22 protein-coding genes are annotated in these 22,585 nt (G+C 38.6%); 14 read left to right on the top strand and 8 right to left on the bottom strand.

Annotated elements, in window-relative coordinates; translation table 11 throughout:
* Window positions 1-25: 25 nt before the first annotated feature.
* Genes F3D3_RS17115 through F3D3_RS17120 form a run of 3 tightly spaced genes read left to right on the top strand, consistent with a single transcriptional unit; the run spans window position 26 to window position 1,890 of the window.
* Window positions 26-1,183, top strand: coding sequence for an ABC transporter substrate-binding protein (locus F3D3_RS17115; protein WP_069875667.1), 1,158 nt, complete (start codon window positions 26-28; stop codon window positions 1,181-1,183).
* 18 nt (window positions 1,184-1,201) lie between these two features.
* Window positions 1,202-1,354, top strand: coding sequence for an XdhC family protein (locus F3D3_RS23815; protein ID WP_139132134.1), 153 nt, complete (start codon window positions 1,202-1,204; stop codon window positions 1,352-1,354).
* Window positions 1,351-1,890: a nucleoside-triphosphatase gene (locus F3D3_RS17120; RefSeq protein WP_069875668.1), complete on the top strand. Its 540-nt coding sequence runs from the start codon at window positions 1,351-1,353 to the stop codon at window positions 1,888-1,890. Before F3D3_RS23815 ends, F3D3_RS17120 begins: the two co-directional genes overlap by 4 nt.
* A gap of 121 nt (window positions 1,891-2,011) precedes the next feature.
* Here F3D3_RS17120 and F3D3_RS17125 read toward each other — a convergent pair whose 3' ends face one another.
* From F3D3_RS17125 to F3D3_RS17135, 3 genes are all read right to left on the bottom strand, one after another.
* Entirely contained in the window at window positions 2,012-3,283 is a 1,272-nt protein-coding gene (locus F3D3_RS17125) for a radical SAM/SPASM domain-containing protein (RefSeq protein ID WP_069875669.1), read from the bottom strand.
* On the bottom strand, window positions 3,280-4,155 hold the full coding sequence (locus F3D3_RS17130; protein ID WP_069875670.1) for a class I SAM-dependent methyltransferase: 876 nt from the start codon (window positions 4,153-4,155) through the stop codon (window positions 3,280-3,282). The genes F3D3_RS17125 and F3D3_RS17130 overlap by 4 nt, the downstream gene beginning before the upstream one ends.
* Window positions 4,156-4,273: 118 nt before the next feature.
* The gene (locus F3D3_RS17135; protein ID WP_069875671.1) at window positions 4,274-4,627 is read right to left on the bottom strand and encodes a class I SAM-dependent methyltransferase; all 354 of its coding nucleotides are present in this window, start codon (window positions 4,625-4,627) and stop codon (window positions 4,274-4,276) included.
* 316 nt (window positions 4,628-4,943) lie between these two features.
* On the opposite strand from F3D3_RS17135, the gene F3D3_RS17140 reads away from it, so the two are divergent.
* Window positions 4,944-5,561, top strand: coding sequence for a hypothetical protein (locus F3D3_RS17140; protein ID WP_139132135.1), 618 nt, complete (start codon window positions 4,944-4,946; stop codon window positions 5,559-5,561).
* Between the two features lie 216 nt (window positions 5,562-5,777).
* On the opposite strand, the gene F3D3_RS17145 is transcribed toward F3D3_RS17140, so the two are convergent.
* Window positions 5,778-6,122 (bottom strand): helix-turn-helix domain-containing protein, encoded by a 345-nt coding sequence (locus F3D3_RS17145; protein WP_069875673.1) that lies wholly within the window; start codon window positions 6,120-6,122, stop codon window positions 5,778-5,780.
* A 146-nt stretch (window positions 6,123-6,268) separates the two neighbouring features.
* Between F3D3_RS17145 and F3D3_RS17150 the strand changes: the two genes are divergently transcribed.
* From F3D3_RS17150 to F3D3_RS17185, 8 genes are all read left to right on the top strand, one after another.
* Complete coding sequence (locus tag F3D3_RS17150) at window positions 6,269-7,129, top strand: SDR family oxidoreductase (RefSeq protein WP_069875674.1); 861 nt, start codon at window positions 6,269-6,271, stop codon at window positions 7,127-7,129.
* A gap of 289 nt (window positions 7,130-7,418) precedes the next feature.
* A complete protein-coding gene (locus F3D3_RS17155; RefSeq protein WP_084389128.1) occupies window positions 7,419-8,156 on the top strand; it encodes a GntR family transcriptional regulator in 738 nt (245 codons plus the stop codon).
* Between the two features lie 89 nt (window positions 8,157-8,245).
* The gene (locus tag F3D3_RS17160; RefSeq protein ID WP_069875675.1) at window positions 8,246-8,803 is read left to right on the top strand and encodes an ECF-type riboflavin transporter substrate-binding protein; all 558 of its coding nucleotides are present in this window, start codon (window positions 8,246-8,248) and stop codon (window positions 8,801-8,803) included.
* A 20-nt stretch (window positions 8,804-8,823) separates the two neighbouring features.
* Window positions 8,824-10,527, top strand: a complete 1,704-nt coding sequence (locus F3D3_RS17165; RefSeq protein ID WP_069875676.1) for an ABC transporter ATP-binding protein — start codon at window positions 8,824-8,826, stop codon at window positions 10,525-10,527.
* Entirely contained in the window at window positions 10,528-11,361 is an 834-nt protein-coding gene (locus F3D3_RS17170) for an energy-coupling factor transporter transmembrane protein EcfT (RefSeq protein ID WP_069875677.1), read from the top strand. It abuts the gene before it with no gap.
* 95 nt (window positions 11,362-11,456) lie between these two features.
* Window positions 11,457-12,317, top strand: a complete 861-nt coding sequence (locus F3D3_RS17175) for an S-adenosyl-l-methionine hydroxide adenosyltransferase family protein (protein WP_069875678.1) — start codon at window positions 11,457-11,459, stop codon at window positions 12,315-12,317.
* Complete coding sequence (locus F3D3_RS17180) at window positions 12,311-13,111, top strand: GNAT family N-acetyltransferase (protein ID WP_069875679.1); 801 nt, start codon at window positions 12,311-12,313, stop codon at window positions 13,109-13,111. The genes F3D3_RS17175 and F3D3_RS17180 overlap by 7 nt, the downstream gene beginning before the upstream one ends.
* A complete protein-coding gene (locus F3D3_RS17185) occupies window positions 13,104-13,946 on the top strand; it encodes an S-adenosyl-l-methionine hydroxide adenosyltransferase family protein (protein WP_069875680.1) in 843 nt (280 codons plus the stop codon). The genes F3D3_RS17180 and F3D3_RS17185 overlap by 8 nt, the downstream gene beginning before the upstream one ends.
* Before the next feature lie 14 nt (window positions 13,947-13,960).
* Here F3D3_RS17185 and F3D3_RS17190 read toward each other — a convergent pair whose 3' ends face one another.
* Window positions 13,961-15,298: an HTH domain-containing protein gene (locus tag F3D3_RS17190; protein ID WP_069875681.1), complete on the bottom strand. Its 1,338-nt coding sequence runs from the start codon at window positions 15,296-15,298 to the stop codon at window positions 13,961-13,963.
* Between the two features lie 244 nt (window positions 15,299-15,542).
* Between F3D3_RS17190 and F3D3_RS17195 the strand changes: the two genes are divergently transcribed.
* Complete coding sequence (locus tag F3D3_RS17195) at window positions 15,543-16,925, top strand: tryptophanase (protein WP_069875682.1); 1,383 nt, start codon at window positions 15,543-15,545, stop codon at window positions 16,923-16,925.
* A 112-nt stretch (window positions 16,926-17,037) separates the two neighbouring features.
* Here the strand turns inward: F3D3_RS17195 and F3D3_RS17200 are convergent, their stop codons facing one another.
* The 3 genes from F3D3_RS17200 to F3D3_RS17210 are packed head-to-tail and all read right to left on the bottom strand — an operon-like array spanning window position 17,038 to window position 21,157.
* Complete coding sequence (locus F3D3_RS17200; protein WP_084389129.1) at window positions 17,038-18,933, bottom strand: ABC transporter ATP-binding protein; 1,896 nt, start codon at window positions 18,931-18,933, stop codon at window positions 17,038-17,040.
* Window positions 18,926-20,677, bottom strand: coding sequence for an ABC transporter ATP-binding protein (locus F3D3_RS17205; RefSeq protein WP_069875684.1), 1,752 nt, complete (start codon window positions 20,675-20,677; stop codon window positions 18,926-18,928). The genes F3D3_RS17200 and F3D3_RS17205 overlap by 8 nt, the downstream gene beginning before the upstream one ends.
* Before the next feature lie 42 nt (window positions 20,678-20,719).
* Complete coding sequence (locus F3D3_RS17210) at window positions 20,720-21,157, bottom strand: MarR family winged helix-turn-helix transcriptional regulator (protein ID WP_069875685.1); 438 nt, start codon at window positions 21,155-21,157, stop codon at window positions 20,720-20,722.
* Between the two features lie 621 nt (window positions 21,158-21,778).
* Here F3D3_RS17210 and F3D3_RS17215 point away from each other — a divergent pair.
* The coding region (locus tag F3D3_RS17215) for a transposase (RefSeq protein ID WP_139132136.1) at window positions 21,779-22,585 on the top strand (807 nt) is incomplete at its 3' end.

The raw sequence follows: 22,585 nt of genomic DNA on the forward strand, positions 1-22,585 counted from the left end.
ATAATATATTTTAAGGGGGATTTATATGAAAAGAGGATTATCTTTTTTATGGTCAGGTGTATTGATACTCTCAATGATGTCAGGATGTTCCAGTGAAGCTGCTCAACAAGCATCGCCAGCACCAGAACCAGCACAAACCAGTCAAACCTCTAATCAAGACGCTGAACCACAGACAGTTCAAACGGCAAGTAGCACAGAAAACGTGGATACTGAATCAACAGTAGTTTTTACGGATTCTGTAGGCAGAGAAGTCAAGGTGCCAAAAGAGATCACAAAGGTAGCAATTTCTGGACCACTGGCTCAAATTGTAGTCTTTTCAGTAGCGCCAGACAAAATGATTGGGATTGCAACGCCTTGGAGTGATGTAACTGAAAATATAATGAAACCTGAGTATTACAATTTGCCCGTTTTAGGTCAACTCTATGGCGGCAAAGGGGAACTCAATCTTGAAACGCTTTTGGCAAGTGGTGCTCAAGTGGTCATTGACGTAGGTGAACCCAAAGAGACAATCGTAAGCGATTTGGATCAACTTCAAGAGCAAACGGGCATTCCATTTGTTCATATCACAGCAAATCTTGACCATATGGGTGATGCGTACAGACTACTGGGCACATTGCTAGATCTGCAGGAAGAAGCTGAAATTAGAGCGGTTTATTGTGAAGAGACTTATCTTCGAACAAAGGAACTCGCCGGTAAGGTAGAAAAGGCGAATCTCTTATATTGTTTAGGGGACAAAGGTCAAAATATCATCGCAAAGGGCTCTTACCATGCAGAAGTGATTGATCTTTTATCAAACAATTTGGCGGTTGTAGATAAGCCGGTGTCCAAAGGAACAGGTAATGAAGTGGATATGGAACAGATTTTAAATTGGAATCCGGATGTCATCTTATTTGCGCCAGACAGCATCTATGACACTGTTGGGGCAGATCCCGCATGGCAAGATATTTCGGCAATAAAAAATGGAAAATATTACGAAGTGCCAAACGGTCCTTATAACTGGATGGGATTTCCACCTTCGGCTCAACGCTATTTAGGGATGCTTTGGATGTCGCAACTGCTCTACCCAGAAGGCGCAAATTATGATCTTTACAAAGAAGTGTCCAATTACTTCAAGTTATTTTATCATGCTGATTTAACGGAAGTTCAATATGAAGAATTGATTTCGAAGTCAATGCCTAAATAAAACCTTAAGGAGTGCCAAATGGAAAAAATATTTACCTTAATTAAGGACACACTTGAAAAGGGTGAGGAACTCGTACTCTGCAGTATCATTGCAAGTTCAGGATCAACCCCTAGAGGCAATGGTGCAAAAATGATTCTTTTTAGAGCAGAGCTCAGCGAGGCAAATCCATGAAAGAACCGTTACATCTTCTAATTACGGGTGAAATTGGTGCAGGAAAGACTTTTTTGGTCCAAAGATTGCTTCAGCACAGCCAAAGATCTGTTAAAGGGTTTATCACCAGATGGATGTTATCAGATCATCATGTTAAATCGGGTGTATATATATTTCCAGCAGTTACAACAACTCATTTTTGTACGGCACAAAATTGTGTGGCAACCCGTGATAAACCAGGGTTTAATATCATTTATCCAAAGGTATTTGAGACTTATGGGGTTGAACTTCTCAGCGTGCCAAGCAGTCAAAATGGGAGTTTACTTCTGATGGATGAACTGGGATTTATGGAGTCAGAGGCGCCGCTTTTTTGTAAAACCGTTTTGAATGTACTTGCTGGGAACATACCCGTTATTGCAGTGGTTAAAAAGCAGGAGACGCCATTTTTAGATGAGGTTAGAGCACATAAAAATGCTGTGCTTTACTGTGTAACACCAGAAAATCGTGAAATTCTATATCGGGCGTTGATTTCTAAAATAGAATTTTGGAATTCATAATAATATTTGATTATATCATTTGAATATAGCGTTGTTCTAAAAACCCCCTAACTGGCGGTTATGAACTGTATCTCGGTCATAATGCTTAGCTTAGGGGGTTTATGTTTATTTAAATCACGTCTTATTTCTGTAAATCTCGATAGTATTTAGGGAAGCGTTCGCTACGGTGCTTCATACATATTTCAACTGAATCTGATTTTGCAAGGGGTAAAATGCCATCTGAAGCGATGAAGACTTTGCGATTGACCTCTTGAGCAAAGCATTTTGTCTTTGGGATACCTATATTTTGATTCATCTCAAGCCAGAGTTCTGATATGGGTCTATCTTTAACGTTACCAAAACGCATTGGTACGAAATCACAAGGATAAAGTTCACCAGAGGCACTGATGTAGGAATGCTGATTGCCAGCACCACATCCAAACTTTGCTTCACTTTCTGTATAAGCAAATGATGTTATCTTCGGCATGTCGTTGCGTTTATTCGCTTTATGCTGAATGGCGATGAGCTTTTTTCGATCATCTGTGCTGTATAAGATTTTAGAGGCATCTTCTTCGGCAAGTAAATTGCCACTTAATATAGGCTCTAAAATTTTAACTTCATGAGCACCGTTTTTATAAGCGAGCCTAAAGAGCTTAAAGAGAGACTCTTCATCCACTTGGTCTTTTAAAATGACGGTTTGAGCCATAGTGTAGATCCCCGCTTTACTTGCGTTTTTTAAAGCGTCTAAGGCGTAATCGAAAGCACGATCATCATTTCGGTTGCGATTGTGGATGGTCTTATCGTGTGAGTCCAAACTGATGCCAATGCCAAAGAGACCGCTTGATTTGAGCATTTGCGCACGTTCATAAGTTAAATTGAAACCGCTGGTAAAAAGAATGACTACACTACGGTCATCAATTGCCTTTAAGAGCTCATAGATATCCTCACGGATCATGGGCTCTCCTCCTGTTAAGCCTATGATGGGAATATGCATGTTTTGAAGGTCTTCAAGCAGTTTAATCCACTCCTCTGTGGTGAGCTCTTGCTCGCTTTGCCTTTGAGCAGCGCTGCAGTACACACAGTTATTGGGGCACTTGTTCGTCACACATAAATACATAGAAATAGGGGCAGTTCGCTTTGCATAAATTTGCTTGGTGAAGATTTCAATAGGTGCGTCGACTGCGATGATATTTTGTATGAAAGCCTCTGTTGGAAAAGGCGGGAAAAAAGTGCTTAAAATATAGACGTCCTCATGTGCTACGAGCTTTTCACCTTTGAGAATGCCTTGCATCATCTTCATGTATTTTATAAGTGTAAAGTTGGGATCGTCTTTTAAAAGATGATAGGTTTCTAAAAGACTTTTTAAGACTTTTTTATCCGTGGCCATTTTCAGCAAAATTTTGAGATTATTCATTTAGGACGTGCCACCTTTCTAAAAACACCATAAACAAATTTGTGATTAATACTATAGGTGCCGTTATGATATTTTTCTTTTTGAATAGCCTTTATAAGGGCAGGTTTTACCCTTTCGTAATTTTTGAAAATCATTTGAGTACCAGCAGCAGCCCCCGTTAAATTGAGCCATTCAAGCAGCTTCTCGGGCGTGTCAAATTGATATACTGCCTCTTTTTCATGTGTTTCAATGGTTTCAAATCCAGATTGATGGCACCATTTGGAGAGGCCTTTTCTGCCATTTGGTAAATTTTGCTTGATCGACATGGGTTTAATTACTTCGGTTGGATTTTCTGCCATGGTCTTTAAAAAGATATCTTCTATTTTATCAAGTGTGCCATTGACATTCGTGATGATGGCAAGCGTGCCATTTGGTTTTAAAACCTTGTTAAAAAGTTTGAAGACCTCATGATGATCAAAATAAGAGAGCGCCCATCCAAAAAAAATGATGTCGTAAGTTTCAGTCGTATGCTTTAAAAAGGATAAGCCATCAGAACAGATGGTATGAATGCGCTCATGATCCAATTCCACAAGGGTTTTCAACATTTCTGAGGATTGATCTACAGCGGTAATTACATAATTTGAAGAAGATTCTAATAGCTTTTTTGTGATATATCCAGTACCACAAGCGAAGTCAAGTACTTTTAAGGATTCCTTTAGAGGAATTGTTTCTGACGAAATGAGTTGATCTGTATATTGCCCCATTTTTTCAAGCCAAAGAGAGTATGTCTTTGAGACCTCATCGTAGGCCGCTTTATAATCTGTCGCGTCGACAACTTCTTTTTGAATCCATTTTTGACCGAGTTTCAAATAGAAGGTGAGTTTATTGAGCATATCTTTTCTCCTTTGAGAATGAAGTAGTACCCTGTATTGGAAATGCTGATCAGTTTAAATGTACCATCGAGCAGATTTTGAATTTCATTTCTTGTCTTAAAATAAAGTTTTCCAAAGATTAAGAATTCAAAGAGGCGCAGTATTTTTGTTTTAAAATAGCGCTTAAAATAATGCAATCGAAGGTATCTGATGAGAAAGGCGTCTTTAGCGCATCTCCTTGTATGCAAATGATGTAATCGCTTTTCTTAACTTTTGAAAGCATACTCGCACTTTCATCTAAGATGTAGACGGTTTGGCAACTTTCAGAGAGATACTGGGCGAGTTGACCCGTACCACCGCCAACATCTAAAACAACATCGTCTGAACCCAAGTCTGTTAGGGCCTTGATTTCTGATAGCTTGTATAAATTAAATGCATTCATAAAGTAATCATAATAGGGGGCGACTTTATCAAAATCAGTGTTCTTTTGCATAGAGCTCCTGTAATTAAAAAAAAGTTAAATTTCGCGCAAAAATTGGCACGATGTATTTTCATTCTATCATTTAAAGCGGGTGTATGAATTAAAATGAGGTTAAAATACGATGAGAATGAGTTCGGTATTTAAAGGTTCGTTGCGTACGGTTCTATAATTTCAATATCGGGATATGCGCTGTGAGGCTCCTTCTACTAGACCACAACGGTAGAGACTTTATCATACCGCACATGAGCCGAACTACTTTATCAATAGCACAGGGCTATCCACATACAACAATACAGATTTAGTATGGCCACCGACTACATTTGACCACGTGGGTAAGTACAAACTGGATTATTATGTAATCGACAACCCCACACTGGGAAGTGATAGCGAAATTTTCGGGAACTATAGAAAAATATCAAAACCCGCAATGCTTAACGTCTACGTTCACAGACGCCCTATAGCAGACTTTGAACTCACCTATGATTACAGAGCCACAGACATAGGCATCACAGTCAATAACTTATCCTACGACCTTGATCACATGGGTGCCTACCAAAATGGCATCACTAAAATCGACTACGCCTATAGAAAAAATGCAGCACAAAGTGGCGCACAATCTGGGACACAATCTGGGACACAAACTGGTGCATTCAATTGGCAAACGGGTTTACCGCAGGCACTTAACTACGGCGAGACCTTAGAAATCGCTCTTACCGTCACGGCCCTAGAAGGGGCCACAAACAGCACCCTAAAAACTTTCACCATGCCAAAAGAAATGCCCATAACCCTGCCCAGCACCCTAATTACAGAAAGACCAGAATTTAACACCCAAAGCATCCCCACATCACTCACCGCAGAAAGTGGCAATGCATATGACCTCAAAGGCATCACAGGCAACATCTATGACCTGCTCTACATTGAGCCGGTTCGGGGGAATCGGGAGTAAAAATCTTTTGATTACTGCAAAGCGTTGAGATGATGAAAGCCGTTGATTCATCAACTGCATGTTCATCTAGTTGCTGTTGCAAGAGATCACCTATTTGTTTCGCCGTGTACGTGGTACGTAAAAGCACGTAAAAGCACTTATGATGAGAACGATTGTTAATTAGAAAAGCATTAGATGGAAAATGAGGCGGCATATATTAAATGCCATGAATCTAGGTTAAGGATTCATGGCATTTTTTTGATGCTGGATATACTTATCCCCCCAGGTTTCAAGACTGTCTAAAACTTCTGAAAAAGCATGCCCCATATCACTGAGTTCATATTCCACCTTAGGTGGGATTTGAGGATAGACGGTTCTTATGATCATGCCGTATTCCTCTAAAGCACGTAACTGTTTAGTGAGTGTCGCTTGAGTAATATCAGGTAAAGCTTTCTGTAGTTCATTAAACCGATGCTTGTGTTCTCTTAAATGAAATAAGATAATGAGTGCCCATTTCCCAGACAGTATTTTTTGAGAGGTTGCATAGGGACATTTTCCGAATAATGCTTCTTGTGTTAACATAAAGCCTCCTTTACGGTATCAAAAAAGATACTAAGTACTAAAAAAGAACGTACTTGTGCAAAATATTCTAAGCGCATATAATGTGTGTATAGTTAATTATATCACTTGAAAGTGTGATACACAAATAAAATTAGGAGGCATCACTTATGAAAATATTAGTCACAGGTGCAACAGGAAAATTAGGGTCAAAGGTCGTAAACCATTTACTTAAAACAGTATCCCCAAGTGATCTCGTAGTCAGTGTTCGTAACCCAGAGAAAGCAGAGCACTTAAAGGCACGTGGCATAGAGATCAGACAGGGCGATTTTGATCAGCCAGAAACATTAAAGTCTGCTTTTTCAGGTATTGATCGATTGCTGATTATATCTGCTGATGGCGACAATGAAACCAGAATACGTCAACACGCGAATGCAGTTAAAGCAGCTCATGAAGCAGACGTTAAGTTTATTGCCTATACGAGTGTTGGGCATGCAAGTGAAAGTACCTTGTTCTTAGCGCCAGTACACCGTGGCACAGAAGCTACTATTTTAAAAACAGGTATTCCGTATACTTTCCTCAGAAACAATTGGTACCTTGAAAATGAGATCGGTGGTATTCAAGGGGTTTTGGCAGGTGCCCCATGGGTCACTTCTGCTGGAATGGGTAAAGTGGGTTGGGCGCTTCAAAAGGATTACGCAGAAGCTGCTGCAAATGTGCTCTCAGGTAGTGGTCATGAGAATATGATTTATGAACTTTCAGGGCAAGCAAGGACCCAAGGCGAATTGGTTGCCGCTCTTGAAAAGGTATTAGGAACGTCGGTGCCCGTTCAACAGGTGGATGATGCCACTTATGCCGACATAATGAAAAATTCTGGCATACCTGAATTTATTATACCAATGCTCGTCAATATTCAGTCGGATATTCGAGAAGGTGCGCTAGAAATAGAAAGCAATGATTTTGAGAAATTACTGGGTCATCCTGTAACACCAATCGAAGAAGCATTAGCTCAAATTGTGAGTACTCTATAACTTGATTGTAATGGTTGGAACAAGAGAAAATTTTTATAAAGAAAAAAAGCGATACAAGCTATAGCTTGTATCGCTTTTTTTGGAGGTAGATCGATTTTTGACTGTTGAAGCTCTCACTCTTTATTTAATTATCAGAAAATTTAGAGAATTATCAGAAAGTTAATAATTCTGTATTGACTTTAGGCTAATACAGAGTATACTAAAAAGAAAAAAAGTTGTTGAACAAGTTGTAAACTTGGTGAACAACTTATAAACTGAATAAATATAAAATTTACAAAAGGAGCATCTTGTGACTAAACAAAAAATTAGCAGTACTAATAGTGAAAAGATACCTTCTTATGTGACTATTTATAATAAAATATATTCTGATATTATGAATGATGTTTATAAAAATGGAGACTATTTGCCTAGTGAATCCATTTTGACAAAACAGTATGGTGTGAGTCGCAATACGTTAAGACAAGCGTTGGCCATTATTAACGAAGATGGTCTCATTAGAAAGCATCAAGGGAAAGGCTCCATAATAACCAAAAACAAAAAGAAATACGACCGGTTACAAAAAGAATTATTCAATCCCATGATAGAGTATGCCATTGACGAAGTGGATGCCATTGAGATCAACTATAATTTTGGACCGCCGACTGAAATTGCACGAACGAAGTTGTCTGTGGATAAAAACGAGATGATTTTAGCAAGCAATAACATTTATTATTCAGATCATAAAGTTATCGGGCACTCGTTTATGCAAATTCCCTTAAAGCATATAGAGTCTTTGCAAATTGACCTTAACAAGACAGAAGCGGTGTCAGAACTTCTCGATAAAACTATTTTTCAAATGTCATACAGTGCAAATGTCTCCATAAGGTTGGTTTTGGCTGAGGATCATATAACGAGTTTTTTAAAAGTAAAAGACAAAGACCCGATCCTTTACTTAGAAGAAATATTATACAATGCTGATAATGAAAAAATTGGAAGATGTAAATTCTATTTTATACCGAGTGCTTATGAATTAGATCTATGGATTTAGCAATGATTAGTTTAATAGTTCAAAATCTGACTTGAAATTAGATTATTTGCTATTAGCTTTAAAAAAATAGAGATAAAGAGGAGGGAATAATGAAAGATTATTTTAAGATTTCAACGAGAACTATCGTAGCAACAGGATTGGGTGCCGCTATCTTCACATTGTTATTTATGTATGTAAAGATTCCTTCACCTGTACCAGAAACAAGTTTTCAAACCGCATATGGACTGAGTGCATTCTTTGCAACCTTATTTGGTCCAATTGCAGGCGGACTTATAGCTTTTATTGGTCATGCTCTTAGCGATTCTATTCAATACGGATCTCCATGGTGGAGCTGGGTTATTGCAAGTGGTGTTGCATCTTTTATTTTTGGTTTTGCTTATAAAAGAACTTCTGTTGAAGAAGGTGAATTTAACATGAAAAGCATAATCACTTTTAATACAATCCAGATTATTGGTAATGTAATGGCTTGGATCGTGGTAGCCCCTGTTTTAGATATTGCAATTTATAGTGAACCTGCGAATTTAGTATTTGCTCAAGGGGTTATTGCAGCGGTGATGAACTCGATTAGTGCTGGTGTATTAGGGACTTTATTGCTTATTGCATACTCAGCAACTAAAGCAAAAAAAGGAAGTCTAAGTAAAAAATAATCAATTGATGGAGATTAAATATGAATGACAAACTAATCATTGAATTTAACAATTTTTCGTTTCAATACTACAGTCAATCAGAGCCAACGCTTAATGATATTAATCTAAAGATTTATGCTGGTGAGAAAATCTTGATCGTCGGACCAAGTGGAAGTGGTAAAAGTACTTTGGGGCATTGCCTCAATGGGTTGATTCCCTTTTCTTATAGAGGGATTACAGAGGGATCTTTAAAAGTAAAGGGCAAAGAGACTAAGGACCAAGATATTTTTACATTATCCAAAGTAGTCGGAACGGTACTTCAAGATTCGGATGGTCAATTTGTAGGCCTTACGGTTGGGGAGGATATTGCCTTTGTAATGGAAAACGATAACACGCCCATAGATGAAATGAAAGAGCGTGTTTTGAAAGTAGCTCAAATGGTTGATATGGATAGATGGCTCAGTGCTTCACCTTATGAACTGTCTGGAGGTCAAAAACAAAGAACTGCGCTTGCTGGTGTCATGATTGATGATGTCGATGTGCTCTTATTCGATGAACCTTTGGCAAATCTAGATCCGGCAACGGGTAAAAAGGCTATTGAAATTATTGATGATATTCATCAAAACACAAACAAAACAATTATTATTATTGAACATAGATTGGAAGACGTCCTTCACAGAGAAATCGATAGAATCATTGTAGTAAACGAAGGGCGTATTTTAGGGGATATGAATGCACATGAACTGGTGTCTTCTTCAATATTAATCGAAAATGGGATCAGGGAACCCCTTTATGTGACAGCACTTAAATACGCTGGCGTAACTGTGACGCCAGAGATGAAACCAGGTCACATGAATACACTGGACACATCGGCCGTAAACCATATCGTAAAAGAATGGCATTTATCCGTGGTTAAAGAAGAAAAGAGAAAGCTAAATGAATCCATACTGAAAATGGATGATGTTACTTTTTCATACGATGGTCGTAAAAAGATACTCGAAAATATCAACATAGAGATTGCGAAAGGTGAAATGGTATCCATAGTAGGCAGAAATGGTGCCGGTAAATCCACACTGTCAAAGTTACTATGTGGATTTGAAAAAGAAGATCAAGGTGCAATCTATTATTTAGAAGAGGATATCAAAGGTAAAACCATAAAGGAAAGAGCCGAGCTCATTGGGGTAGTCATGCAAAACCCGAATCAGATGATTTCTAAACCAATGATTTTTGATGAAGTTGCCCTTGGTTTAAAATTAAGAAATGTAAAGGCATCTGAAATAAAAGAAAGAGTTGAAAAAGTATTGAAAATATGTGGACTTTTGCCGTTTATGGACTGGCCCATATCGGCATTGAGTTATGGTCAAAAGAAGAGGGTGACCATTGCTTCGATTTTAGTTTTAAATCCGAGTATACTGATCCTTGACGAACCCACAGCAGGTCAGGACTATAAACACTATAGTGAAATCATGGCATTTTTACAAGAGATCAACAAAACGGGCATTACGGTGATCATGATCACGCATGACATGCATTTAATGCTTGAATATACCCCTAGGGCAATCGTGATATCGGATGGTAAAAAAATTGCAGATACGGATTCTGCCATAGTGTTAACCGATCATCAAGTGATTGAAGAGGCGAATCTAAAAGAAACATCGCTCTATAATCTGGCTAAAATGGTGGGTATTGAAGATGGCACTCAGTTTGTTCAAAATTTTATTGACTACGAAAGACAGGTGAGATAGATGAAGATCAAGTTATTTTCATACAATTTTGAAGACACCTTCGTACACCATCTTTCGGGTCTTACAAAGATCATCTGTTTCTTGTTTTTAACTTTTGCAGTGATGTTCTCTTACGACATAAGAGTGATTATAAGTATTCTGTTATTTTCTTTAGTGGTCTTTAGAATTTCTAAAATCAAGTTCAAGCAAGTGAAATTAATGGTCATATATGTCGCTGTATTTATTATTACAAATGCTGTTATTTCATTTTTATTTGCACCTGAGTACGGGGTGAAGCTTTACGGGACAAGACACGAAATTATAGCGATTACAAAGTCCATTTCATTAACATACGAACAATTGTTTTTTCAAGTCACTAAATTATTTAAGTACGCCTCTGTTATCCCATTTGGCATCATCTTTCTGCTCACTACAAATCCGAGTGAACTTGCATCTGCGTTATCAGGCGTAGGCGTCAATTATAAGGCTGCATATGCCGTCGCATTAACGCTGAGATATTTTCCAGATATACAAAGAGAATACGCTGATATCAGCCAAGCACAACAAGCAAGAGGGCTTGATTTATCTCATAAGGCCAAATTTAAAGATCGATTTAAAAATGCGTTGCTCATCATGGTCCCCTTGATTTTCTCGACGCTTTCGAGGGTAGAACTCATCAGTAATGCCATGGATTTAAGAGGTTTCGGTAAGGGCAAGAAGAGAACTTGGTACAATATGAAAAAGCTAAGTAGGAATGACCACTTAGCCTTAGGCATTTCAGCACTTATATTTATCGCTTCATTGGGGATATCCTTTTTTATCAACCATAGCAGATATTATAATCCGTTTATTTAGGGGCATCCAGTTAGAAGCGCAATGCAGGGCTTTAAAGGGAATTTTACAACTCTACGATGTAAAAATAGAACATAAATAGAAAAAAGGAGGGTGCAATGAAACCCATTTTAGTTTTTCAAACAGATTTCACTTATAAAGAAGGCGCAGTGAGTTCTATGTATGGCGTCGTCAAAACCGTAGATAGAAGTGTCGAAATCATCGACGGAACCCATGAAATACCTAGGTATGATACTTGGAGCGCCTCTTATCGATTATTTCAAACGATGAAATTTTGGCCAGAAGGCACCATATTCGTGTCTGTTGTAGATCCTGGTGTCGGGACTGGACGCAAAGCTTCCGTGGCAAGGACAAATGATGGTTATTATGTCGTTACACCGGATAATGGCACTTTAACGCACTTAAAGGATTCAGTCGGTATTGCTGAAATAAGAGAAATTGACGAAACCGTTAATCGTTTAAGAGGTAAAAACACAGAAGGTGTTGGGATATTCCATGGCAGAGATTTGTTTGCATATTGTGCAGCCAAACTCGCCAGTGGCATTATCGATTTTGAGGGCGTTGGCCCAGCTTATCCAGTAGAAGATATCGTTGAGCATGAAATTCAGATGCCGAGGATTGAGGCAGGCGTGGTAAAGGGCGTATTTGAAATTGATGACCCAAACTTTGGCAATGTGTGGACGAACATGCCGCTGGCGTTATTCACAGAAGCAGGATTTGTGTATGGAGATTATCTGTGGGTAACCGTTAAAAATAATGGAGAAGCGGTTTTTAATCAAGAAGTTTTGTTTCAATACTCTTTTGGCTTTGCATCGAAAGGAGAGCCTATTATATATAATAATGAACTTATGAAAATTGGGCTCGCTGTTAATCAAGGCAGTTTTTCTGAAAAGTATAAAATCGGTACAGGAAAAGCGTGGACCGTAGAATTTAGAAAAGGTGAGGCCAGCTTATGCTGATCAAAGCAAAAGAAATGAATCGAAAAGAAATATTAGCCTATTGCATCGATGAACCCAGTATAAATCTTTTCATTATAGGGGATATTGAACTATACGGCTTTGATTTGGATTTTCAGGAGATATGGATACAGAAAGAATTAGAGACAATAAACGGAATCCTTTTGCGATACCATGAGAATTTCATTTTATACAGTAAGGGTAAAATGAATTTTACCGAAATTTTAGAGCTGCTTAAGGGCTATAAAGTCAACATGATTAGTGGAAAAGCTTCTGTTTTAATGAGTTTATATCCTTTGATCAGCGCTCTATACAGTATTCAGGAAATGCATTTTGCAGAACTTTCAGGGGATAAACTTCTAGAAAAAAATACGGAGCATGTTGTTTTTGCTGAGGCAGAAGATGCTCATGATATTGCGATGGCATATGGTCGTATTCAAGAATTTGAAAGCCTTTACCCAGGTGGTTTTGAAGGGCGTCATAAACAAATCTTAAACCGTATCGTTTCGGGAGAAGGCACTCATATGTTTATTAAAAAAAATGGACAGATTATAAGCCATGGCAATACTGCTGCAGAGACAAGTCAAAGTGCCATGATTGGTGGTGTAATGACTCTGCCTGATCACAGAAGAAAGGGTTATGCTAAAACAGTCGTATCTGCCATTTGCCAAAGGTTAATCGACGATGGCAAAAAAGCTTGCTTGTTCTATGAAGGTGAAATATCCCAAAAACTATTTGAGTCTTTAGGCTTTAAAGAAATTGATAAATGGGTTGTATTAGGAGGAAAAAATGAGTAAACTGCTTGTATTACAGAGTGATTTTGGATTAGCGGATGGTGCAGTAGCGGCAATGATCGGGGTTGCACATGAAGTGGATGTAGAGTTGAAAATCAATAATTTGACACATGATATAACACCTTATAATGTTTGGGAAGCTTCATATCGTTTGTTTCAAACGGCTGAGTATTGGCCAGAAGAAACCGTTTTTGTATCGGTTGTGGACCCAGGCGTAGGCTCAAGCCGAAAAAGTGTCGTCGTCAAAACAAAGAACAACCAATACATTGTAACCCCTGACAACGGTACACTGACACATATTAAAAAGTATATAGGGATTGTTGCCGTAAGAGAGATTGAAGAATCTGTTCACAGACGCAAAAATTCAGAGCATTCGCATACCTTTCATGGTAGAGATGTCTACGCCTACACAGGTGCGAAACTTGCATCTGGTAAAATTGAGTTCGAAGAAGTGGGCAAAGAAATTGCAATTGATGACATTATTGAGACAGAGATTGGTGAAGTGGTTACGACAGAAAATAGTATTAAAGGGTGCATCGATATCTTAGACATTCGATTTGGAAGTTTATGGACAAATATACCGAGCGAAGCATTTTTGGAAATGGGCTTTGAGCGTGGGGAAAGGGTCGAAGTGCTCATCAAAGACAGAGAGAAAGTCATTTACAACAATCGGATCATATATGGGAAATCTTTTGACGATGTCTACATTGGAGAACAAATCATCTATATGAACTCGCTTTATAGAACGGCTGTTGCCATAAATCAAGGAAACTTTGCAAAAGCGTACAGTATTGGAACGGGTATCAACTGGACGATTGAGTTTAAGAAAATTGATTGACACCCTAACCCTATTTACGTCTTCTTATAATCAAATGAAATCTTAATAATCCGACTCGGGCGTCCAACGCCTGTTTCGCTTTTTTTGCCCACCACGTACATATAGCCACAATATTCTAACTTGTCTAAAATACGATCCACACTTCTCTTTGAAATTTCAAGATAATTTGCGAGTTCATTTGGCGTGAAAATGTTTTTTTGTTGATCGATATAGCATTGAATTCTAAAGAGGGTATCGATGCTAATGCCGGTGGCTTCTGAAACTTTTAGAAATTTTTCATCTATTTTTAAAGTGACCTGCGTTTTAGCGGAAATGGTATTGAGTATAGGACCGATATAGACGCCTTCATTCACGGCATAACAATGGTTGCCGCCATTTTTTTGTGATTTGAGCATCCCTAAGTTTGCATTGTAATTGGCTTCCCTCGCGGTAATGCCGTAGCCGATGCCAACGCTGATGGTATTAGTCGTGTTCTGAGAAACATCATCCAGTAAAGCGATGTGTTGTAATTTCTCTGTTTCATTTTCTAGGATGTTTTTCGTACTGAAGAGCAGGTAACCTCTCGTGCCAATTTCTATAACAGTGGCTTGAATTTTCTGCGCAAATAGATATATTTTTTCGGTGACTTTTATTTTTTCAGTCATTATTTGATAGTCATTTTCATTGATGATGGAGTATTCGTTGATTTGATCAATTTCGATAGCGAGCACGACGATTTGACTGGATTCATTGATTCTTGATCTTATTTTGAGTTCGAGTTTTTGGACAGCCTGATGTACATCGCTTAAGGTCGGCGCAGAGAGCACACAGGGGATACCCTTGCTTTGGAGAGCGTTAAAGATACTGGGGAACTCCGTAATACACACAGAAACTTTGTGGTCATAGAAATGATGAAGATGAAAATTGCGGATTTCAGTTGCAAAGTTTGGATTGAATATGTCGGGTTCAATGGCGTAAAATTGATAGGCTTTCTTTGTGAGCCCTACTTCAGAATAAGCCGTGATAATGGCTTTTTCATTGAAGCAGTCAACACTGATGTAGAGCGGATCATATGCTTTTTCTAAGGCAATTTTAAGCAATAATCTCTGCAGTTGATTGTGATTTTTATCTACATACACCCACGGATTTTTAGAGTGCATCGCGTGATTGACGATATCATATGAAATCTTACTGCTGAAGATAACCGCATCAAAGTTGGATTCTTGAACGTGTAAATATTGAATGATGTTTGGGATCTGTTCGAAAATAGAGAATTCAATTTTAAAGGTTTTAACCTCTTCAAAAAAATCATTTAAATATTGATCGATTAGATTTAAGCTGTCCTGTGGTCCTATGATACCGATTTTAAGCATGTCGCCCTCCAATTTTCAAAGCATCTTAGCTTTATTATATAAGGGCAAAATATTAAAGTCAATAAAAGCAAAATTAGAATATATCGACGCAGAATCCCGCCCGTACTCCAAATGCGCATTTGTACATGAACGATTGAAATTTATTGTATAACGCATTTTGTTTTTAATTAAAGTCACTTAAAGACAATATACAGACACGGCGATAAAGCATAAAATAAAGTTAAATACAAAGGAGGGCGTAACAATGATTAAATATGTAGCGGAACCTTTTAAAATTAAAATGGTTGAACCCTTAAAAATGACAACGAGAGCAGAACGTGAAGAGAAATTGGAGAAAGCAAATTACAACTTATTTGGGCTTGATTCAGACGACGTCTATATAGACTTTTTAACAGATAGTGGAACGGGCGCTATGAGTGATACCCAATGGGCTGGCATGATGTCAGGTGATGAATCTTATGCAGGTGCTAGAGGGTATAGAAGATTAATGGAAACGGTAAAAGACATCTTTGGCTATAAATATGCTCAACCTGTTCACCAAGGTAGAGCTGCTGAACAAGTTTTGTTTCCAAGCTTGCTTAAAAAAGGTCAAAAGTGTATTTCTAACATGCACTTTGACACAACAAGAGGCCATGTGGGCTTACTTGGCGCTAAAGCAGTAGATTTAGTGGTAGCTGCAGCAAGAGACACACAAACCTATGTGGCTTTTAAAGGCAACATGGACTTGGAGCGACTTGAAAAAGAAATCGTTGCCACAGGTGCTGAAAATGTAGGTCTTATCATCATGACGATTACGAATAATTCAGCAGGTGGACAACCTGTTTCTATGGAAAACATCAGAGAGACGCGTAAGATTGCAGATAAATATGGCATTACAATGATTCTTGATGCGGCGAGATATGCAGAAAATGCATACTTCATCAGTCAACGTGAAGAAGCCTATAAAGAGGCTTCTATTAAAGACATCGTAAAAGAAATGTTCAGTTATGCAGATGCGTTTACCATGAGTGCTAAAAAAGATGCCATTGTAAACATGGGTGGATTGATTGGCGTGAGAGATGACGAAGCGCTTTTTACAAAGGTAAAAGGCCTTACAATTCCTTATGAAGGTTTTGTCACTTATGGCGGTCTTGCAGGAAGAGATTTAGAAGCACTATCCATCGGTTTATACGAAGGGATCGAAAAAGATTTCTTAAGATACAGAATTGGACAAGTTGAATATTTGGGTGGTAAATTGAAAGAAGAAGGCATCCAGTTCCAATATCCTGTTGGCGGACATGCGGTATTCTTAGATGCAAAAGCCTTGTTACCACATATTCCATATACACAATTCCCAGGACATGCACTTGCTTGTGAACTCTACTTAGAAGCAGGCATTAGATCGTGTGATATCGGTTCTTATCTACTCGATTTAGATCCTGAAACTGGGGAACAATTAGAAGCGGAAATGGAATTTACAAGACTTGCGATTCCAAGAAGGGTTTATACGCAAGCTCATTTCGATGTGGTCGTGGAAGCTTTAATAGAAATCAAGAAAAAAGCAGATCAAATTCCGGGATATCAAATCACATGGCAACCACCAGTACTTAGACATTTTACAGCTAAATTGGTGCCTATTAAAAAATAAAAAACGGTTAAGCTAAAATTGAAAGTTTGAGTGTAAAAAGGTAATAAAATGTAAAACCCGTACAGACTTAAGGTATTATTCCAAAAGTCTGTACGGGTTTTTAATTGTATTTCTAATCCAGTTCAAAGGCACCTGTATAAAGCTGATAGTATTTGCCTTTTTGTGTGATTAATTCATCGTGGCTGCCGCGTTCAATGATGCGCCCTTGTTCGAGCACCATGATGACATCGGCATTTTTTACAGTGGAAAGTCTGTGGGCAATGACGAATACCGTTCTGCCTTTCATGAGTGCATCCATGCCTTTTTGCACGATTGCCTCAGTTCTCGTATCTATGGAAGAGGTGGCCTCATCTAAAATCATAACAGGTGGGTCAGCCACCGCTGCACGGGCGATAGAGATTAACTGCCGCTGTCCCTGAGATAAGCTACTGCCATCCCCTTTTATGATCGTTTGATAGCCCTGAGGGAGCATGTGAATAAAGCCATCTGCGTTTGCAAGCTTTGCAGCAGCAATGCAATCCTCATCTGTTGCATCTAGTTTGCCGTAACGAATATTGTCCATAACGGTTCCTGTGAACAAATTGACATCCTGTAGAACAACACCAAGTGATCGACGCAGATCTGATTTTTTGATCTTGTTTATATTAATACCATCATAACGAATTTTGCCGTCTGCTATATCGTAGAACCGGTTAATTAGGTTTGTAATGGTTGTTTTCCCTGCTCCAGTTGATCCCACAAAGGCGACCTTTTGACCGGGTTCAGCGTAAAGTGTAATGTGATGCAGCACGTTTTTATTTGCTTCATATGCAAAATCCACATCAAAGAATTGAATGTGTCCTGTCATCGGGGTGAAAGTAATACTGCCATCATGATGAGGGTGTTTCCATGCCCATAGATCAGTTCTTTCAGCACATTCAGTCAGTTCGCCATTTTCAAGTTTTGCATTGACCAGTTCGACATAGCCATCGTCTTGTTCTTGGATCTCATCCATTAATTCGAAAATCCTAGAGGCACCAGCAAGTGCCATGAGCACCATGTTGAGTTGCATAGAAACTTGACCGATGGGATTAATGAAACTGCGAGATAAGGTTAGAAACGATACAATTGTCCCCACGGTTAGAATGTTGAAGCCTGTGAGGCTTAGGTTAGGGAGTTCTGAAATCCCTGCGGCACCACCGATGATGGCAATGATCACATAAAGCATATACCCCATATTGCCGACGATTGGCATGGTGATGTTACCGTATTTATTGGCCTGAGTCGAGCTGTCGCAAAGAGAATCATTTTTTTTGTCAAATTCGATTTTTGCCTGATCTTCATGACAAAAGACTTTGACTACTTTTTGACCACTGATGAGTTCTTCGATGTAACCATTCATATCCCCCAGAGATTGTTGTTGTTTTACAAAGAAAGTTCGGCTTTTACGCACCAGTAACTTGATGACTTTTAAGAGTATAAAAGTAAAGGCAGCAACAAATACCGTCAAGCCAACGCTGAGATAGATCATGGCGATAAAGACGGTGATGACACTAATAAGTGAGGAAAACATTTGCGGCAAGCTCTGCGAAATGGCTTGACGCAGTGTATCGGTATCATTGGTATAGCGACTCATGACATCGCCGTGACTGTGTGTATCAAAGTAACATATTGGTAAAGTTTGCATATGGCCAAACATTTGATCCCTAATTTTTTTCAGCGTCCCCTGTGCGATAACCACCATAGTTCGGTTATAGAACAAAGTGGCAAGAACCCCTACTAGATAAATGGAACCCATGACCATGATGGCACGAAGTAATGCGTTAAATTGAGGTTGTTCTTGTCCAATTAAGGGCATGATATGCTGGTCAATAAGTGTTTTGAGAAATAACGCAGAAGCGGCACTGGCAGCAGCACTTAGAAAAATGCAAATCACAACGAAAAACAATTGGAGTCTGTAGGCACTCATGTAAGAAAATAGTCTTTTTATGGTCCCAGGTTTAAAGCGATGCATTGTGGGTTTATTCATGAAGACCACCTCCTTTGGTTTGAGATTCATAGACTTCTCTATAGATGTCACATGTTTTAAGCAGTTCATCATGAGTACCAATGGCATTGATGCTACCATCGTCCATTACGATGATTTTATCAGCATCTTGAACTGATGAAGTACGCTGTGCGATGATGATCTTTGTCGTATTCGGGATCTCCTGACGGAAGGCCTGTCGGATTAAGCTATCTGTCTTAGTATCCACAGCACTGGTGGAATCATCGAGAATTAAAATTTTAGGGTTTTTAAGCAATGCTCTTGCAATACAAAGCCGTTGCCTTTGACCTCCAGAGACGTTAGTGCCACCTTGCTCAATATAGGTATCGTATTGATCTTGAAACGCCCTGATAAAGCCATCGGCCTGTGCGAGTTCACAAGCATGAATGACTTCTGCATCTGTGGCGTTTTCGTTCCCCCAGCGTAGATTTTCTTTGATGGTACCAGAAAAGAGGACGTTTTTTTGAAGCACAACAGCCACTTGATTGCGCAAGGCCTCAATATCATAGTTGCGGACATCTACACCTGAAACGGTTATTTTGCCGCTGAGCACATCATAAAGACGAGGAATGAGTTGAATTAAGCTTGATTTAGAAGAACCCGTTCCACCGATGATGCCCACTGTTTCCCCCGATTCAATGGAGAAATTGATGTCGTGTAGAACAGGTTTATCGGCATCTTTGGTGTAAGCAAATGAAACGTTTTCAAAAGTGAGGGCGCCATTTTCTACAGCATAGACTGGATTTTCGGGATTTTGTAGATCCACTTCTTCGTCCAGAATTGCCACAACGCGCTCTGCAGATGCACGGGAAATCGTGATCATGACAACCACCATTGAGAGCATCATTAGGCTCATCAAGATTTGCATCGCATAAGTGATTAAGCTGGTGAGCTCTCCAGTAGAAAGTCCCAGTGCAGGATTATTGCCACTTGCGATAATGGACTTTGCACCAAACCAAGAAAGTAAGAGCATACTGGTATAAAGACAAAGCTGCATTAAAGGCATATTAAATGCCAATCGCTTTTCTGCCTTTGAAAAATTTAAAAATATAGATTGTGAAATGCCCGAAAATTTTTCTTTTTCGTGGGCTTCACGCGTATACGATTTGACAACTCTAATGCCATGTAAGTTTTCTTGAACCACGTTATTAAGGTTGTCATAAGTGCGGAAAACCCTTTTAAAAAGAGGGTGTACATTCATTATGATGAACCATAAACCAACCCCGAGGATTGGGATCACGGCAATGAAGATGAATGACAACTTGACATCGATGCGGAAAGAAAAAATCATGGCAAACAGGATCATCATGGGCGCCCTTACAGCGAGTCTCACTAACATCTGAAAAGCGTTTTGTATGTTGGTAATATCTGTGGTCATCCGGGTGATGAGGCTTGAGCTTGAAAACTTATCAATATTAGAAAATGAAAATTTTTGCACTTTATAGAATAGATCATGGCGCAAATTTTTTGCAAATCCAGATGAGGCTATGGCTGCGCTGCGCCCTGCAAGGACGCCAAAAATTAGCGCTAGCAAAGAGACGATTACGAGAGCCAGTCCTATCCATAAAATGTTGGACATGTTTTTGGGGTTGATACCACTATCGATCAAAATCGCCATTAATGTTGGAATGAGGATTTCGAAAATAGATTCTAAGGTGACATATATAGGGGCAAATATAATGTCTTTTTTGTATTCTCTCACACTGGAGAACAATTTCTTGATCATAAAAATTTCCTTTCGCTTCTATAATTTTTAAAGTGAAGCCACTTAATCAGCAGAAATATTAGCTTTCATGCGTTGGATATAGGCATGGAGTACTTTTATTTCTTCTTCGGTGAAGCCTTTGATAAGGGTTTGTTCTAGTCTGGTTATATCTTCTAGCATAAGTTCTCTAAGTTCAAGTGCCTTTTCCGTGAGGACGATCTTTTTAAGACGCGCATCTTGAGAGACTGTTTCTCGCGTGATCAATCCTTTTTGTGCCATCAGACTGAGGACTCTAGAAGCCGTAGAACGTGTAATTGTAAAGTGCTCCTCTATGTCTCTTTGAAAAATGTCTCTGTCAACATTTCGGCCTAGATACCCTATGATCCAGCCATTGTTGCCCGTAATGGTTTCGATTTCTTTTCTATGTGAGGAAAATTCGAAATACCGTTTGATCAGATTATTAAGTGATCTCAATTCAAATCCAAGTTGTTCATCATTCATAATAAGAGTCCTTTCAAGATAATATGTTGTATATGAAACTGTTGTATATAGAACAATATACGCTTATTTTGGACCCCTGTCAATGACAGAATAACTTTTACCAGTGCCTAAAATGCCATTGATGACAGTGTGATTGATAGCGCATTAGGGGATTAAAAATTACAGCGCAGAGTCCTTTCCTAAATCAATTACTTTAATGGATTTGTAATGTCAAAATGATTATTTTTTTATTATGTAATAAGAAGATGTCCGAATTGCCATCGATGGTTCAATAGGTATGTAATAAATCCAACGAATTGTCCATATTGTAAAGCAAGATTGAAATAATGATTGAAACCTATAGTTTTTGTTTTTTCGTTTTTTCAACAGTATACTTATACAACAAAAATCTATTTGATATTTTTCAGCATAGTGATTTTACAAAATACGGATAAGCAAGACCCTTGAAGAGCTATATATTTTTGGAGTCTTGCTTTTTTTCACGAAATTGACATATAAAAAAGCTTCCTGTATAATTTAAATAGGTCAAGCGATTGACAAAGAAAAATACCTCAAGTAAATTAAGATTATTACTGACCAGACCGTTAGTAAAAAATCAAAAAAATACGAGAGGTATCTAAGATGAATTTTAAAGGCAAAAAGAAAAAAAATCAAGTTATAGCAGCAAATATTTTTGAACAACAAGAAATTTTAAAAAAAATGGAAGCCATAAAAAATAATCTTAAAGCATCTACATGGCATGAATTGGAAACAAAAGGCAAGTTTGATAAAAACGAAAAATTGACTTTTATCAGTGATGATATGCTTGTTTTAGGATGCGATATCGGCAGCGAAACACACTATATAAGAGCGATTGATACCCGAGGCAGAGAACTCAGTAAATCCGCATTTCCATTTAGCAACACACAAGAGGGTTTTGAAAGTGCTAAAGACTGGGCAGTTGAGATAGCTGCGGCGAATGACAAAAAACAGATTGTATTAGGTCTGGAGCCAACAGGACACTATTGGTTCTGCCTAGCGACATGGATGATATCCAATGGAATCAGCGTTGTTCAGGTTAATCCATATGCGGTGAAGCAAACAAAAGAACTAGAGGATAATAGCCAGCTTAAGGATGACATAAAGGATCCGAAACTTATTGCAAATCTTGTAAAGGATGGCAACTTTGGAATGCCATATCTTCCAGAAAAACTGTATGCGGACCTTCGTCGTCTGTCAATGTTCAGGGAACAGTTGAACGAGGATAGAATCCGATTTCTCAATAGGCTTCATCGCGAAATGAAGATATATTTTCCAGAGTATAAGGACGCACTGGGAAAGTTTGACGGCACATTCAGCCTAGAACTTCTAAAAACAGCACCATTTCCAGAGGACCTTGTTTCACTTGGCACTGATGGCATAAGACAGATTTGGCATGATGCTAAGCTT

The sequence above is a fragment of the Fusibacter sp. 3D3 genome (assembly GCF_001748365.1).
In the GTDB taxonomy this organism is placed as follows: domain Bacteria; phylum Bacillota; class Clostridia; order Peptostreptococcales; family Acidaminobacteraceae; genus Fusibacter_A.